14 protein-coding genes are annotated in these 14,242 nt (G+C 66.0%); 5 read left to right on the plus strand and 9 right to left on the minus strand.

Annotated features, from left to right (window positions below; translation table 11 throughout):
* The first annotated feature begins 166 nt into the window (after positions 1 to 166).
* Positions 167 to 1,297 carry an endonuclease/exonuclease/phosphatase family protein gene (locus NR798_RS25835; protein ID WP_375765158.1) on the plus strand — a complete coding sequence of 377 codons (1,131 nt, stop codon included), beginning with the start codon at positions 167 to 169 and terminating at the stop codon, positions 1,295 to 1,297.
* A 17-nt stretch (positions 1,298 to 1,314) separates the two neighbouring features.
* Positions 1,315 to 2,115, plus strand: a complete 801-nt coding sequence (locus NR798_RS25840) for a WbqC family protein (RefSeq protein WP_375765159.1) — start codon at positions 1,315 to 1,317, stop codon at positions 2,113 to 2,115.
* A 30-nt stretch (positions 2,116 to 2,145) separates the two neighbouring features.
* On the opposite strand, the gene NR798_RS25845 is transcribed toward NR798_RS25840, so the two are convergent.
* Entirely contained in the window at positions 2,146 to 4,092 is a 1,947-nt protein-coding gene (locus NR798_RS25845) for an ATPase (protein ID WP_375765160.1), read from the minus strand.
* Positions 4,093 to 4,160: 68 nt separating this feature from the next.
* Between NR798_RS25845 and NR798_RS25850 the strand changes: the two genes are divergently transcribed.
* Entirely contained in the window at positions 4,161 to 5,822 is a 1,662-nt protein-coding gene (locus tag NR798_RS25850; protein WP_375765161.1) for an acyl-CoA dehydrogenase family protein, read from the plus strand.
* 106 nt (positions 5,823 to 5,928) lie between these two features.
* Here NR798_RS25850 and NR798_RS25855 read toward each other — a convergent pair whose 3' ends face one another.
* The 7 genes from NR798_RS25855 to NR798_RS25885 form a co-directional block, all read right to left on the minus strand.
* Positions 5,929 to 6,423, minus strand: coding sequence for a hypothetical protein (locus tag NR798_RS25855; protein WP_375765162.1), 495 nt, complete (start codon positions 6,421 to 6,423; stop codon positions 5,929 to 5,931).
* A 677-nt stretch (positions 6,424 to 7,100) separates the two neighbouring features.
* On the minus strand, positions 7,101 to 7,784 hold the full coding sequence (locus NR798_RS25860) for a hypothetical protein (RefSeq protein ID WP_375765163.1): 684 nt from the start codon (positions 7,782 to 7,784) through the stop codon (positions 7,101 to 7,103).
* 48 nt (positions 7,785 to 7,832) lie between these two features.
* Positions 7,833 to 8,687, minus strand: coding sequence for an alpha/beta hydrolase (locus tag NR798_RS25865; RefSeq protein ID WP_375765164.1), 855 nt, complete (start codon positions 8,685 to 8,687; stop codon positions 7,833 to 7,835).
* Between the two features lie 58 nt (positions 8,688 to 8,745).
* A complete protein-coding gene (locus tag NR798_RS25870; RefSeq protein ID WP_375765165.1) occupies positions 8,746 to 9,096 on the minus strand; it encodes a hypothetical protein in 351 nt (116 codons plus the stop codon).
* Between the two features lie 172 nt (positions 9,097 to 9,268).
* Entirely contained in the window at positions 9,269 to 9,619 is a 351-nt protein-coding gene (locus NR798_RS25875; protein WP_375765166.1) for a DUF2019 domain-containing protein, read from the minus strand.
* Positions 9,620 to 9,652: 33 nt separating this feature from the next.
* Positions 9,653 to 10,024: a DUF2019 domain-containing protein gene (locus NR798_RS25880; protein ID WP_375765167.1), complete on the minus strand. Its 372-nt coding sequence runs from the start codon at positions 10,022 to 10,024 to the stop codon at positions 9,653 to 9,655.
* Positions 10,021 to 11,304 carry a hypothetical protein gene (locus NR798_RS25885; RefSeq protein ID WP_375765168.1) on the minus strand — a complete coding sequence of 428 codons (1,284 nt, stop codon included), beginning with the start codon at positions 11,302 to 11,304 and terminating at the stop codon, positions 10,021 to 10,023. Before NR798_RS25885 ends, NR798_RS25880 begins: the two co-directional genes overlap by 4 nt.
* A 389-nt stretch (positions 11,305 to 11,693) precedes the next feature.
* Between NR798_RS25885 and NR798_RS25890 the strand changes: the two genes are divergently transcribed.
* Positions 11,694 to 12,671: an SPFH domain-containing protein gene (locus NR798_RS25890; RefSeq protein ID WP_375765169.1), complete on the plus strand. Its 978-nt coding sequence runs from the start codon at positions 11,694 to 11,696 to the stop codon at positions 12,669 to 12,671.
* A complete protein-coding gene (locus NR798_RS25895; protein ID WP_375765170.1) occupies positions 12,664 to 13,590 on the plus strand; it encodes an NAD+ kinase in 927 nt (308 codons plus the stop codon). Before NR798_RS25890 ends, NR798_RS25895 begins: the two co-directional genes overlap by 8 nt.
* A gap of 15 nt (positions 13,591 to 13,605) precedes the next feature.
* Here NR798_RS25895 and NR798_RS25900 read toward each other — a convergent pair whose 3' ends face one another.
* The gene (locus NR798_RS25900; RefSeq protein WP_375765171.1) at positions 13,606 to 14,193 is read right to left on the minus strand and encodes a hypothetical protein; all 588 of its coding nucleotides are present in this window, start codon (positions 14,191 to 14,193) and stop codon (positions 13,606 to 13,608) included.
* Between the last annotated feature and the right edge of the window lie 49 nt (positions 14,194 to 14,242).

Here is a 14,242-nt window from a genome sequence, read left to right on the forward strand (position 1 = left end):
CAACGTTTGTGCGACCTCGACGTGCTCAGTGGTGGTCGCCCGGGTGGACGGCGGGGCCTGGCCCCCTGGCGTCCGAGCAGGGGCGCCCTATCTCAACCGGGTTGCCCGTGGCGAGCAGGCGGGCACGGGTTGCCGGGGCGGGGTCGGTCCGGGGGGAAAGACACGAATGAGGAACGGCATCGCGGTGGGGCTGTGCATGGTGGCGCTCGGCGCCTGTCAGGTGGCGACACTGCCCCAGGTGGTGGACGGACGGGAGGAGCGCGCCGAGGCCGAGCGTGCCCAGCTGTTCGACCGGGGTGCCCTCGCGGTGATGACGCGCAGCCTGTCGGGCGGGAGGCACCTGGAGCGGGTGCTGGAGGCCCGGTGGGAGGAGGAGCCGGCACGTGCCGCGGAGCTGCTGGAGTCGCTGCGCCCGGAGGATCTCCAGGCCCGGGCGAGCCAGCTGGCGGAGGAGATTCAGCAGGCCCGGCCGCACCTCGTCGGGCTGCAGCAGGTGATGCAGGCGCGGCTGCGGCTCACGGGGGAGGCGCTCTTCGGAGGTGCCCGGCCCGCGGAGACGGTGTCCGTGGACATGCTGCCGGTGCTGCTGGGTGAGCTGGCGGTGCGCGGGCTGCACTACCGCGAGGTGGCGCGGGTGAGCAACGCGGACGTGGAGATGCCGCTGCGCACGAGCGTCGCGCGGGCGCCCGGTAACGTGCGGCTGACGGACTTCGACGTCATCCTCGCGCGGGCGGACGTGGAGGTGAAGGAGGCGCGTGCGGGCAACTACGTGGCACGCCGCGAAGTGCCGCGTCCGGGCCAGGAGCCGGTGGCGTTGCCGAGGGGCTGGGCCTCGGTGGCGGCGAAGGTGGAGGGCCGGACGTACCGCTTCGTCAGCACGCACCTGGAGCCCGCGCCGGACGAGCACGGGCTGCGCGTGCAGGTGGCGCAGGCGGGGGAGCTGATCCGGACGTTGCGAGGCGAGCCGCTGCCGGTGGTGCTGGTGGGGGACTTCAACACGCCGGCGAACCTGGGGCTGCTGGGGGCGCCCACGTACCGGGAGCTGCTGCTGGCGGGCTACGTGGACGTGTGGACGCACCGGCTGGGGAGCACGCTGCCGGTGGGCGCGGGCATGGGGAGCGAGCTGCCGGTGTTGGCGGAGCGCCTCAAGCTGGTGCTGGTGCGCAAGCCGGTGGCGCCGGGCGTGCGCCGGGTGGGCCCCGTGCTGGCGTACGGAGTGGGAGGAGCGCTGGAGGATCGGACCGGCCCCTGGAAGCCGGACCTGGAGGCGGGAGTGGTGGCGCGCCTGCGCATCTGACCCCTACACTGCGGCCCGTGACTGAGCAGCGGTCTGGAGTCCTGGTCGCGGAGCAACCCCACTACCTGCCGTGGCTGGACTTCTACGAGCAGGTGGCGAGGGCGGACACGCTGCTGGTGCTGGACAACGTGCAGTGGCTGAGGAGGGGCTGGCAGCGCAGGGCGCGAGTCGCGCTGCCGCCGGGCACTCCCCTGCCCCCGCCGGCCGAGCCCGCGTTCCAGTGGCTGACGATTCCCCTGGAGGGAGCGCACCGGGACACGCGGATCTCCGAGCTGGCGGTGGACACGGCCCAACCGTGGACGCGCAAGCACCTGGCGACGCTGACGATGCTGTACGGGAGGAGGCCCTACTTCCGGAGCCAGGTGCTGCCGAGACTGGAAGGCTTCTACGCGCAGGCGGCGAAGGAGCGGGGCCCCGGCTCACTGCTGCGCACGCTGCTGGCGAGCATGGAGCTCTTCTACGAGCCGCTGGGCGTGAAACCGCGGGTGGAGCTGGCGTCGAAGCTGGACCGCTCGCACCCGGACAAGACGGGGCGGCTGGCGTCGTACTGCACGCAACTGGGGATGGAGACGTACTACTCGGCGGTGGGCTCGCTGTACCTGAAGCCGGGACCGTTCCGGGAGGCGGGGGTGCGGCTGCTGTGGCAGAAGTTCCGCTACCCCGCGTACGACCAGGGGAGGAAGGGAGAGCGCTTCGTGGTGGGCCTGTCGATCGTGGACGTGCTGTCGAACGTCCCGGTGGACGAGGTGCGCAAGTGGCTCGAGCCCAGCCCCTGGGGACCCTTCGCCCCATCCCCTCTCCCTTTGGGAGAGGGTTAGGGTGAGGGTCTACGGCCTTCCCCGCTTCGCTCAGCGCCCTCCGCCGCGCTCCTTGTCGAACCGGACGAAGTAGCTGCGAACAGACGCATCAATGAGGTCCTGATCGAGCTGCGGAGGCCGGCCGCGGTAGTGAGCCATGTCGATCATCTGATCGAGCAGGTCGCGGGGCTGGCACGCGGCGAAGCGGCGGCCGATGGGCTTGTAGTGGGTATCGATGAGGTACTGGACCATGTCGGCGTCGTAGAGGACGCCGCGCTTGCGGCACATGACCTCGAAGATCTGATGGAACAGCTCCTCATCGGGGGGCTGGACCTCGAGCTTGTAGCGGACGCGGCGGAGGAAGGCGTCGTCGACGAGATCGCTGGGGTCGAGGTTGGTGGAGAAGGCGGCGAAGACGTCGAAGGGGACCTGGACCTTCTTGCCGGTGTGGAGCGTCAGCATGTCCACATCGCTCTCGAGCGGGACGATCCACCGGTTGAGGAGGTCCTTCGGGGAGACCTTCTGACGGCCGAAGTCGTCGATGAGGAGCATCCCGTTGGTGGCCTTCATCTGGAAGGGAGCCTCGTAGTACTTGACCTCGGGCGAGTAGACGAGGTCGAGCATCTCGAGGGTGAGCTCACCGCCGACGACGACGAGGGGCCGGCGGCAGCGGACCCAGCGCCGGTCATAGGACGGGGTGTTGGCGTCGTCCTCGATGGGCTTGTGGAGGATGCTGTCGTAGATGCGGACGATGAAGTCGTCGATGAGGATGGCGTGGGGGATGAAGATCTCGCCATCGAAGCAGTTGACCATGCCCTGGCAGATGGCTGTCTTGCCGTTGCCGGGAGGCCCGTAGAAGAAGATGGCGCGGCCCGAGTTCATGGCGGGGCCGATGCCGTCGAAGATGTAGTCACGGATGATGAGGTCGCCGAACTGATCCTCCATCCGGTTGCGGGTGATGCGGTTGCCGCGGACGGTCTGCTTCTTGACCGAGTCGATCCACTCCTGGAGGGTGACGGGAGCGGGGCCGTTGTAGCGGTTGCGATCGAGGATCTGCCGCAGCACGTCGGTGGCGAACGTGGTGAGCTGGTAGATCATCGTGGACTTGCCCACGCCCGAGCCGCCGCCGCCGCGGATGTCGATGTACTTCTGGCGGCGCAGGCCCTCGACGACCTCATCGATGATGGTGGAGGGCAGCTTGAGGCGGTTGGCGATGTCCATGCCCCGCATCTCGCCGGCGAAGAAGATGGCCTTGAGGACGAGCTCCTCCACCATGGTGGCGGTGAGGCCCGACTCGGCGAGCGTGCGCGGCTGGGCGGGCCACATGCTGGTGGCGCTGGGGGCGCCCCCACCCCCCTCGGCGATGGCGGCGCGGCGCATGGTGCCGGTCATCCTGCGCTCGGCGCCCGGGATCGGGGCACCGGACGTGGGCCTCCGCATCTCGACGGGGACGGGAGGCAGCTCCGACGTCGGGACGGGCGGGGCGGCGCGGCGCTGCTCGACGATGACGGAGGGCAGGTCCATGGACGGCACCGGCGGGGCCGAGCGGCGCTGGTGCTCCATGGGGACGGGAGCCATCTCCATGCTGGGCACGGGCGGAGCGGACCGCTTGTCCATGGGCACCGCGGCCAGGTCCATGCTGGGCATGGGAGGAGCCTGGCGGCGCAGCTCCGCGGGCACGGGGGGCAGCTGCTCCGTGGGGAGGTTGGAGATGACGCGGCGGGCCTCGGGACTGGGAGGGCTCGGGGCGCGGCGCTCGAGGAAGGGGCTGGGACCGACGGGACGGCGCTCGGGGGGAGCGCCCGGGGCGGGAGGCCGCGGGGGACCGCCCTGGGCCGCGGGACCCTGCCCGGTGGGCACCCGGGGCCGGGGCGGCGCGGAGAGCACATTGCCCACCGCGGGAGACTCCCGGGGGGTGATGGTGCGGCTCGTGTCGGTCTCGAATTCGGGGGAGTCGAATGGAGGGGGATTGCCCCCCGGCCTCCGCTGCTCGGCCATGTTTGCTCCGGGTTGAGGCCACCGACTCTAGCAGGAAGTGGGGCCAGCCCGGTGCTAGCTTCCCCGGTATGAGCTTCTTCCAGGAACCGCCGAGGCTTGGAAACCAGTACGACGACGACGCTCTGCTGCGCAGCTACCTGGACCGGGTGCTGCCGCGGGAGATGCGGACGGGGCTCGAGGACGAGTTCCGGGAGCTGGGCGAGCTGGGAGGCGGGGCCCTGTACGAGTTCCAGCTCAGGGATCGGACGAACGAGCCGGAGCTGACGCAGTGGGACGCGTGGGGCCACCGGGTGGACCACATCGAGGTGTCGCCGCTGTGGAAGGAGGCGGAGGCGCTGGCGGCGAAGCGGGGGCTGGTGGCGGTGGCGTACGAGCAGAAGAACGGAGAGCGCTCGCGCATCCACCAGTTCGTCCTGAACTACCTGGTGCAGCCGTCACTGGACGTCTACTCGTGCCCGCTGGCGATGACGGACGGGGCGGCGCGGACGCTGCTGTCGCTGGGGAACGAGGCGCTGAGCCAGCGCGCCCTGCCCCACCTGACGTCGAGGGACCCGAAGACGTTCTGGACGTCGGGCCAGTGGATGACGGAGCGGACGGGCGGCTCGGACGTGGGGCTGACGCAGACGGCGGCGAGGCAGTCGCCCGAGGGGTGGAGGCTGTACGGGACGAAGTGGTTCACCTCGGCGACGACGGCGCAGATGGCGCTGACGCTAGGGAGGCCGGAGGGGAACGGGCCGGGGGGCAAGGGGTTGGCGATCTTCTACGTGGAGACGCGAGGGGCGGACGGGAGGCTGAACGGGATTCAGATCAACCGGCTGAAGGACAAGCTGGGGACGAGGAAGGTGCCGACGGCGGAGCTGACGCTGGACGGGACGCTGGCGGTGCCGGTGGCGGGGCTGACGGACGGCATCCGGAACATGGCGTGGATGCTGAACGTGACGCGGACGTGGAACGCGATGGGGGCCGCGTGGAGCATGAGGAGGGCGCTGGCGCTGGCGAGGGACTACGCGAAGCGGCGGGTGCAGTTCGGGGCGCCGCTGGCGGAGAAGCCGCTGCACGTGGACACGCTGGCGGGGCTGGAGGCCGAGTTCCACGGCGGCTTCCTGCTGGCGTTCCGGGCGGTGGAGCTGCTGGGGAAGATGGAGGCGAGGACGGCGACGGAGGAGGAGCTGCTGCTGCAGCGGTTGGTGACGCCGTTGGCGAAGCTGACGACGGGGCGGCAGGTAGTGCACGTGACGTCGGAGGCGGTGGAGAGCTTCGGGGGAGCGGGCTACGTGGAGGACACGGGGCTGCCGAGGCTGCTGGCGGACTCGCAGGTGCTGTCCATCTGGGAGGGGACGACGAACGTGCTCTCGCTGGACACGCTGAGGGCGATGGCGAAGGGGGGCGCGCTGGAGGCGCTGTACGCGGACGCGGAGCGGCGGCTGGGGGCGGCGAAGGACGCGGGCCTGAGGCCGTGCGTGGCGGCAGCGCAGGAGTCGCTGGAGAAGGCGCGGGCGTGGGTGATGAAGGCGATGGAGAACCCGGCGGGAGTGGAGGCCGGGGCGAGGCGCTTCTCACTGACGCTGGGCCGCACCTACGAGCTGGCGCTGCTGGTGGAGCACGCGCAGTGGTGCCTGGACAACGGGCACGGCCCGAGGGTCATGGCGGCGGCGCGGCGGCTCATGCGCAACGGCGTGGACCTGATCGCCGACATGGACCTGGACGACGCGCGGCTGCTGGTGTCGTAATCAACCATTGGATCTTTGAAGCATCCTATTTACCACTTGATCACATCAACGCTATTACCGAGGGAAGCCCCAGACGGAGACTGCTCTTGCGGCCAAAGGTTGTCACTCAGCGCCCCGTACCCATCTTGTAGGCATGTAGGGCGTGGAACTTCTCTGCGAGCCTCAGCCTAGCTTGGATCGCCCGCAGGTCGTTGTGCCTAGCGACCTGTCCCTTCTGGAGAGTGTACTTGTCCGTCTGACCAGCCTTGAGACTGTCTATAATTTTATCGACCCAGTCGGCGCCAAGGCGTGTCACGCCCCAGGAGTTAGGCTGCTGTTCAAGGGGCTTCAGCCGTAGCGCCCGATGCAGGAGTTTCAGGTTCCGAGCCGCGATCTTCGCAGCCTCGTCCCAAATTTCATCGCTAACCTGAATCAGCGTCGGACCGCAAGTGCTGCCAATACGCCACTCCTTAAATTCGCCATCCACTTGGCACACATGGACGTAGCGGATGTGCTCATCACACCGCTCGCAGTGCTCCCACTTGCTTTTGTCTGACAGCAGGTCCTCGACTCGAAGCAACGTCCAGGGTCCAAAACGGGCCATGACAAGAATGGAGAGCATGCGCGAAGCATCATAGGGCTCCCAAGCACAGTTGTCAGCCTACCTATGTGAAACCGGAGAACGTGGCAGTCCCATGCACAGGTCAGGTGGATACCCTGTTGGGAGAGCGTGCTGGCGCAGAGAGGAAGGCATGGACACTGACGGGCGACAGCCGGGCTGTGCGCCGAACCGGTGCGTAGAGACTGTGCTGGCCTGGAGACACACGCGGGAAGTTGGGGCTTTGGGCAACTGATCGAGTCAGCATCTCGCCACAACACGCTTCCACGCACCGGCCCAGGAATTCATATGCCTCGATAGACTTCACGGCCAGCGCGGTGGCGCTGCTCACAGCCTTTATCTCCCGGCAGCGGCTTTTTTCAGCCGCTCCGCTCCGCGCCTCTGCATCAAAGGAGAGCCCTGCCCCTCCTACATCGCTCAAGCACTACTCATAAATGTCATGATGAGCGTTTTGGGGTCTTGTTCCTTTTCATGGTACAAAAAGAATCCCTTGTCGCTCATCTCCTCGATTTTTGCTTCTCTGTTCTCCTTCTTCACGATCTCAATCCTTTTGACCGGATCTTCTTCGACTTGGTATCGATTTTTCTTTTTACTCATAAAAATCACTCCTCTTTTGAAGTCTGCCGTGGAACTCCGAGGGAAAATCCTCCTCGGGGAGCGCGCGAAGTGATCGAGTAGTCCTATCTGACATCGTCGAGCGTAACTTGCGGCACAGGAATCACCTCACCCCGTGCTGAACACACGTCGAGGATGCTTGCTGCAGGAATGGGTGCTCGAACAATAAAAGATGAGGCACAAGTTACACCATAGCGTCCCCTGAACGGAATACTGTTGGCATAGTGGGCATGAACCACCTTTTGATCGAAACTCGCAAGGTTACAAAGCGTAATGCGCTCCTGCTGGTTCTTTGTCGCCGCCGCGCGCCTGAAATAAGGAAGAATCGCATCCCCATACAGACGTGCGAGCGTTGAACCGACAGCATCCTGGCTGAACTTATTACGACTATCCCAAAGCTGAAATGCGGGACAAAGGAAGTCACGGCAATCTACTGCAATGCTCTCCTCTGGTGCGAGAAAGACGATGAGAAGCCCGGTGTTTCCTGGTTTTGCATGATGTGCGCATGCGTAATAGCTTGCCCCCCCCTCTTCTCCACATGCAAATAGTGCTGACTCATTAACGCCGCGCTGCGTCACCTCACGAAAAAGCGATGGATGCTCCCACAATTCATTGAAATGCCTGGAAAGCCATACGCTCTTCCAACGACTTCCACCCTCATCTCCCGATAGCCCTGATGCCATGATACGGCGTTTAGCTTCTGGCGCATCCGCCATCGGGACGCTGATGCCACGAAACATTTTAATCAAAGCACCACTCCTGCTTTTTATCCATCCTGGTCTCCTGATCAAGAGCCTTCAAGGCTTTGCCTGATCCGTATCCACCTGCGGCACTCTACCTTGCGCGAACCCCATTACTTCCAGCAAGACAGTTGGTTGATCCAAAACATCATTGTGACGCTTGTCCTTGAGGAAACGTACGGTGGCGTTCGGGAACAGGGTTCCCAGCCGCTGCCCCATGTCCGCGGGGATGACCTCATCCCGCGTCCCGTGAACGATGAGCACCGGCAGCTTCAACCCGGGCGCCTTGGCCGCGCTGTCGAACCGATCCCTTACGAGCAGGCTCGCGGGCAACCACGAAAAGAGCCTCGCGCCCAGGTCCACGATGGAGGTGTAGGGCGTGATGAGCACCAGCCGCGAGCCGTGGCCCCGCTTCGCCATCTCGACCGCCACGCCCGAGCCGAGTGACTGACCCTGCAGCACCGTGCGCTCTGTAGGCACGCCCAGCTTCTGGTGCAGGTATTCCAGCGCGGTCTCCGCCGCCGCGTAGATGCCGGTCTCGGAGGGTCCCTGCTCCGCCGCGAGCCCGTAACCCGGATACTCCACGGCGTAGAAGCCGAGCCCCGCCTCCTGGAAGCGCTGCGCCAGCCACGCCCCGTCCGCGAGCTGCTCGCCATTGCCGTGGAAGTGCACCACCGTCGGCGCCCCTGCTGGCGCGGGCACGTGCAGCGCGTAGACCGTCGACCCTTCGGGTCCCGGGAGGCGCAGGAGCGTGGCTCCGGGCAGCGAGGGCTCACGAGCCCCCGGAGGCACTGGGAACACCAGGTGCCGCTGGTTGAGGAACACCAGCACGCAGAGGCCCACGTACGCGATGACCACGGTGACCAACACCAGGAGCAACATCCGCTTCGCGCCTCGGAGGAGACGATCCATGGCGGTACCTTAACGCCAGACCGGGCTTCACGTCAGAACGTGGCAGATGGGAGAGACGCTACTCGCGAGCGATGTACCGCCCGATGACGTGGTCCAACACCCGCTCCGCCACCGCGGACTCTTCCACGAAGCGCTGGCGCAGCCACGTCTGGACCAGCTCCTCCACCTCGAATTCGCACTCCTCGTTGGCGAGCACTCCCTTGACGGGACCCAGCCATACCGGCCGAGGAACCGTGACGTCGAGCAGCACCGTGAGCCCCTCCGTGAGCACCGAGGGAATGTAGACCCCGAACTCCGGCGTGCGCCCCGTGGCCTCCGCATGATGATGGAGCGCGCCATGAATCCCGCTGATCAGCCCCTTGAGGTGCGTGCCCCCACTGGCTCGGAGCTGGTTGACCCAGGAGCTCACGCGGCTCCCGAGGGTCTCGCACTATTGGAGGGAGAGCCGGATCCGGGTCGTGTTGTGTCTCCCCTCGAAACTCCAGGGCGCATGGAGCGGGAGTTCCGGCGCGGAGAGCCGTGCGGCGTAGTCCACGCTCGAAGCGGTGGTTCGCCTCGAATGAGCGCGCGTCATCGCGCACCTACTCCGGGTCAAGTGCCCAGGTCCCTTGTTCCCAGTTCTTCAATACCTCAGAAGCAATGAAGGGGATCAGGCCCTCGCTCCTGGCTGCTTCTTCCAATACAGCCCTGGCCTCGGCTGTCCGATAGCGAAGCAGATATGCTGCGGCCTTGACTCGGACGTCCATTCGCGGGTGAGTAAGTAACGAGGCCAGTGCATCCCGTCCTGTATCACCAAGCGAGAGCAACTTGTCGACCGCGTTCAAGTAGCGCCTGGCATGCTTGTTTCCTGTCTTGGCGTCCCCACGAAAAATCGCGTCACTCTGTGCCGCAGCATGCTCGGCGAAAACCTCGACAAGCACTTTGGGATTCATTGTTCCAGTCCCTCGCCCTTTAACCACGCCACATCAAATTGGCTTCAAAGTTCCCGCCTTCCACTCCTCCAATGCCCACTCCGCGGAAAATCCAACCAGCCCACCAGCGCTTCGTGCGAGATCGGCAAGCACCCGTTCCCCTTCTTCCGGCGCAAACTCCATGACCGCCGTTGCAGTCCAACAACGAGTTCCCAGGTCTGGATCATCGAGTAACACCAACAATCTCCGCTGCGCTTCTATACCCCTTGCCCGCAGTTCCCTGTGAATCGAAACGAGAAGATCGAACATGCGGTTTCCATCTTTTGGCTTGCCTGCATAGATGGCGCGCATCCTCTCTGCGGAGAGGGTTCTGGTCTTTTCGACAAGCTGCTCCGTTGGGATCTTCCGCACATCCAACTTCTTCATGGGGCAACTCCAAACTGCCTCAACACCATCAACCCGAAAGCGCGTTGCTTCTCATAGGATTGCGTACGGAGCCATTCGCGCACCACCATGCCACCGGCCTGAGGATCTTTGGAGGAGTAGAAGGCGCTTATTGCATCATGCTTTGCCTTGTCCACTGCAATCACATTCTCGGTATTATGAATGGCCTCCGATCCGAACCGCTCAACGTTCACATTGCGCTGTTCGACGATGTGATGCCATTGCTTTCCCTCGCCTGCGGGGCCCATGAAGTCCTTGAAGTCATCGAAGGACTTGAAGGCCCGGTGCCCATTCGGCAGCACCCTGCCCTCCTTGGGTGTCCCGCTCCCGCCTCCAGATGATTTGTCCCCACCGCCTCGGGCCGTCATGGCCACGGCCGTCATGGGCAGCACGGCCCGGAGCGTCCCCTCGGGCATGGACACGATGACCCGCTCGGCCCCAACCGCCGCATCCATCAGGCTCCAGCCGGTGTTGAACTCAATGGTGCGCGAGGCCTGCTCGAAGCCCGGCAGCTTCGGCGCCTTGGAGACGAGTGCCGCTGTCTCCCCTACCGCCGCCGTCCCCACCAGCACGAGAATGCGCACGCTGTTGGGACCAATAACGCGGCCGAACCGCTCACCCGCCTCGCGCAGTTCCGCGAACGTAGTGGCCCGCGCCGCTTCCTCGGAGAGTCGCCTGTAGGCCCGGATCAGATCGAAGAACTCGAACCCGAGGTAACCCCACAAGAGCAACGCGGCCCCAGCCGCCACGCCTTTGGTCAGCACCGGATCCGGTGCCGCCACCAACGCCATGTACGCCGTGATGGAGATGCTGAGCGTCGCCAGCACTCGCGTCGGATCGAGCATGGCCCTCACCTCCGCATCCACGCCCTCCAGCGCCGGGCCCACCGCCAGGGCCATGGCGATGCTTCGCTTGTCGTCCTCCTGGAGGAAGGGCCCGTCCTCGAGCCGCGTGAAGCAGTCGCCCGGCGTTCCGCGCTGCTCGCAGTGACGCATGTAGGACCGGGTCAGCTCTGCCTGCCACGCCTCCCCGCCCGAGCCCCCGGTGCCGGGCATCCACCCGCCGCCGCGCCTCTCAGGAGCCGAGGAGGCCACCCGCAGCGGCATGTCCAGCACCATCCTCGACAGTGCGGCCTTGAACTCCGCGTCACCGACTCGCACCGGCCCGAAGTCCGTGGGCAACCTGGCGAAGAGCAGCGCGTCATGGTCCGCCTCGCCCCGGGCCGCCTCCGTCCACTTCCGGGTTTCCGAGGACTGGCGCATCCCTGGTGGCTGCTCGCGCTGCGCCAGCAGCCGTCCCCCTGAGGGCAGACCCGTGGTGCATGCCCCTAGGAGTACCAGCGCGACCAGGGCCAACGCCCCCACTCGCGAGCACCGCCGCTCACTCGAGGGGGGATGATGAATCGACATGCTGGGCCTCTCTTTACGTGGGCGTCCCGATGTCAGGTGGTCACGAGTCCCACTGTCAAGCCGACGGCTCCGTCAGAGGGCCGGATTGGTTACGCGCGGCACAACCCGTGGGGCCATACACCCTCACCCCAGCCCTCTCCCAGAGGGAGAGGGAGCATCCACAGAGCTATTCCCTGTTGCATTCGTGTTCAATGGACACTATGTTGGTGTTATTAAAACACGAAGACAAAGAGAGTCGGGCCATGAGCATCCGGTACATGAAGGCGCCTCCGACGACGTACGTCATGCAGTTCAAGGATGGACGGGTGAAGCGGGAGGGGCCGGGCCTCTCCTTCTTCTACTGGGCGCCTACCACCACCGTGGTCGCCGTACCGCTCGCCAGCTCGGACGTCCCCTTCGCCTTCAACGAGGTCACCCAGGACTTCCAGGCCGTCACCCTCCAGGGCCAGCTCACCTACCGGGTGGCCGATCCCAAGCTGCTCGCCGGGCTGCTGGACTACTCCGTGAAGCCCTCGGGCGAGTACGCCTCGGAAGACCCCTCGAAACTCGAGGAGCGGCTCGTCCAGATCGCCCAGGTGCGCGCCCGCACGGTGGTGCAGTCCATGCCCCTGCGCGAGGTGCTCGTGCAGGCGGCCACCATCGAGGGCAAGGTGCTCGCGGGGCTGCGTGAGACGGAGGCGGTGCGGATGCTCGGCGTGGAGGTGCAGGGCTTCGCGCTGCTGTCGGCGCGCCCCACCCCGGAGATGGCTCGGGCCCTGGAGGCCGAGGCCCGCGAGGCCCTCCAGCGGCGCGCGGACGAGGCCATCTACGCCCGCCGCAACGCCGCCGTGGAGCAGGAGCGGCGCATCAAGGAGAGCGAGATCGCCACCGAGCTGTCCGTGGAGGCCGGCAAGCGGCGGATCCGCGAGGCGCAGATCGCCGCGGACATCGCCGTGGAGGAGCAGCGCGCCTCCTTCATGGAGCGCTGGAGCGAGAACGAGCGCAAGGCCGCCGAGGCCAAGGCCTACGCGCTGGAGAAGACGCTCGCCCCGGTTCGGGACATGGACTGGAAGGTGCTCATGGCGGCGGCTGGCGGAGGGAGCGACCCCAAGCTGAACATCGCGCTCGCCTTCCGCGAGATGGCGGAGAACGCGGGGAAGATCGGCGAGCTGAACGTATCCCCGGACCTGCTGCGCTCGCTGCTCTCGGCCCCGTCGGGCAACCAGGGTCGCCATGGCTGAGTACGAGAAGATCGTCCTCGTCACCCGCAAGACGCGGCTCGCCGAACTGGTGGAGCGTTTCAACACGCGCTCGCAGGCGCGCTTCTACCTGGAGCACGCCGGACAGGACTTCGAGGACTACGCGCGGGAGGATGACACCTACCGCCGCTCGCTCGATGCGCTGCACAAGCTGCTGGAGCTCGGCCTGCCGGTGCAGCAGGTGGATCGCTCGCTGGTGCCCACCTTCCTCTTCACCGGCAAGGAGCTGGTAGTGACGGTGGGCCAGGACGGCCTGGTGGCCAACGTAGCCAAGTACGTGGGCTCGCAGCCCATCGTCGGCGTCAACCCGGACCCCGAGCGCTTCGACGGCGTGCTGCTGCCCTTCGGCGTCGACAAGGCGAGGGTGGCGGTGCGCCACGTGCTGGAGGCTCAGGCCCGCTTCCGCGAGGTGACGCTCGCCGAGGTGGTGCTGAGCGATGGCCAGCGGCTGCTCGGGTTCAACGACCTGTTCCTTGGGGCGCGCACCCACGTCTCCGCCCGCTACACCCTGCACTACGAGCGCCGCGCCGAGTCCCAGTCCTCCAGCGGCATCATCGTCTCCACGGGGGCGGGATCGAGCGGATGGCTATCCTCGGTGTTCACGCTCGCCCAGGGACTCACGGCGGTGACGGGTGGACAGCCTGGCCAGCCGTGGCGGCTCACCTGGGAAGACCCGCGGCTGGCCTTCGTGGTGCGCGAGCCCTTCATCAGCCGGCACTCGGCGGCCAGCGTTGTGGCTGGCTTTGTCAGCGCACAGCAGGAGTTGGAGGTGGAGTCACGAATGCCGGCCGGGGGCGTCATCTTCAGCGACGGAATGGAGGAGGATTTCCTGGCCTTCAACGCGGGGACCACGGCCCGCGTGCGCCCGGCCGCCCAGCGCGCCCGGCTCGTCGTCCATTGAGCGGCTTCGGAACCGTTACCAACGGTTGTCTGTGAAGAGGCAGTCGATGAGCTGCACCTTTTCGGGTGCCTTGTTGCCGACCTGGAGGTCCGAAACAGGAGTGAAGAGGATTTCGTTCGGCAAACGCTCGAAGCCGAACGAAGAGCGGATGAGCCCATCCAATATGGCCTCTTGCTCATGGAACTCGGTGGGCATCGGGGGAAAGAAGAGGCGAGTATTCGAAACCCGCTGGCCCTCATAGGTCTGGTGGGACGCATAGATGGCGAACACCGGAGCAAGAATGCTCACGAGACCAACAACGGCCTTTACCTCTGTAGAGGTCGGAGAGGTCCCCGGAAGATAGACACGGCACCTCCAACAAGCGTCGTAACGAAGCGTGGACCAGTTCTCGACATGGCTCCCAGGCACTGCATCGCGTAGACGCCGGAAGAAGGAGTCCCAGGCCTGCGCTCGAGGGGTATCCGCCATGGCGGCCTCGCGCGCGGCCAGCAACCGCTGGAACTCCTCCGAGGTCTCGTGTCGGGGATCGTTACCCTCGAGGTTCGAGGGATAGAAGCGATGCACGAGCGCCAGTAGCTCATCGACAGTGAAGTGCGTATCCATGCGGCGAGTCTCCTCATGCCCGGAATGGAACGCCGATTCCAGGGCCTAC

The sequence above is a fragment of the Archangium gephyra genome, from assembly GCF_042230915.1.
Classification (GTDB): Bacteria; Myxococcota; Myxococcia; order Myxococcales; family Myxococcaceae; genus Archangium; species Archangium gephyra_B.

What these genes read in the sequence shown, in the direction of transcription:
- NR798_RS25885 (WP_375765168.1), bottom strand. Translation starts at nt 11,304, where the DNA reads ATGCGCCAGTCCTCGGAAACCCGGAAGTGGACGGAGGCGGCCCGGGGC.
- NR798_RS25875 (WP_375765166.1), bottom strand. Translation starts at nt 9,619, where the DNA reads ATGAATCCCAAAGTGCTTGTCGAGGTTTTCGCCGAGCATGCTGCGGCA.
- NR798_RS25865 (WP_375765164.1), bottom strand. Translation starts at nt 8,687, where the DNA reads ATGGATCGTCTCCTCCGAGGCGCGAAGCGGATGTTGCTCCTGGTGTTG.
- NR798_RS25845 (WP_375765160.1), bottom strand. Translation starts at nt 4,092, where the DNA reads ATGGCCGAGCAGCGGAGGCCGGGGGGCAATCCCCCTCCATTCGACTCC.
- NR798_RS25880 (WP_375765167.1), bottom strand. Translation starts at nt 10,024, where the DNA reads ATGAAGAAGTTGGATGTGCGGAAGATCCCAACGGAGCAGCTTGTCGAA.
- NR798_RS25890 (WP_375765169.1), top strand. Translation starts at nt 11,694, where the DNA reads ATGAGCATCCGGTACATGAAGGCGCCTCCGACGACGTACGTCATGCAG.
- NR798_RS25895 (WP_375765170.1), top strand. Translation starts at nt 12,664, where the DNA reads ATGGCTGAGTACGAGAAGATCGTCCTCGTCACCCGCAAGACGCGGCTC.
- NR798_RS25900 (WP_375765171.1), bottom strand. Translation starts at nt 14,193, where the DNA reads ATGGATACGCACTTCACTGTCGATGAGCTACTGGCGCTCGTGCATCGC.
- NR798_RS25855 (WP_375765162.1), bottom strand. Translation starts at nt 6,423, where the DNA reads ATGCTCTCCATTCTTGTCATGGCCCGTTTTGGACCCTGGACGTTGCTT.
- NR798_RS25850 (WP_375765161.1), top strand. Translation starts at nt 4,161, where the DNA reads ATGAGCTTCTTCCAGGAACCGCCGAGGCTTGGAAACCAGTACGACGAC.
- NR798_RS25835 (WP_375765158.1), top strand. Translation starts at nt 167, where the DNA reads ATGAGGAACGGCATCGCGGTGGGGCTGTGCATGGTGGCGCTCGGCGCC.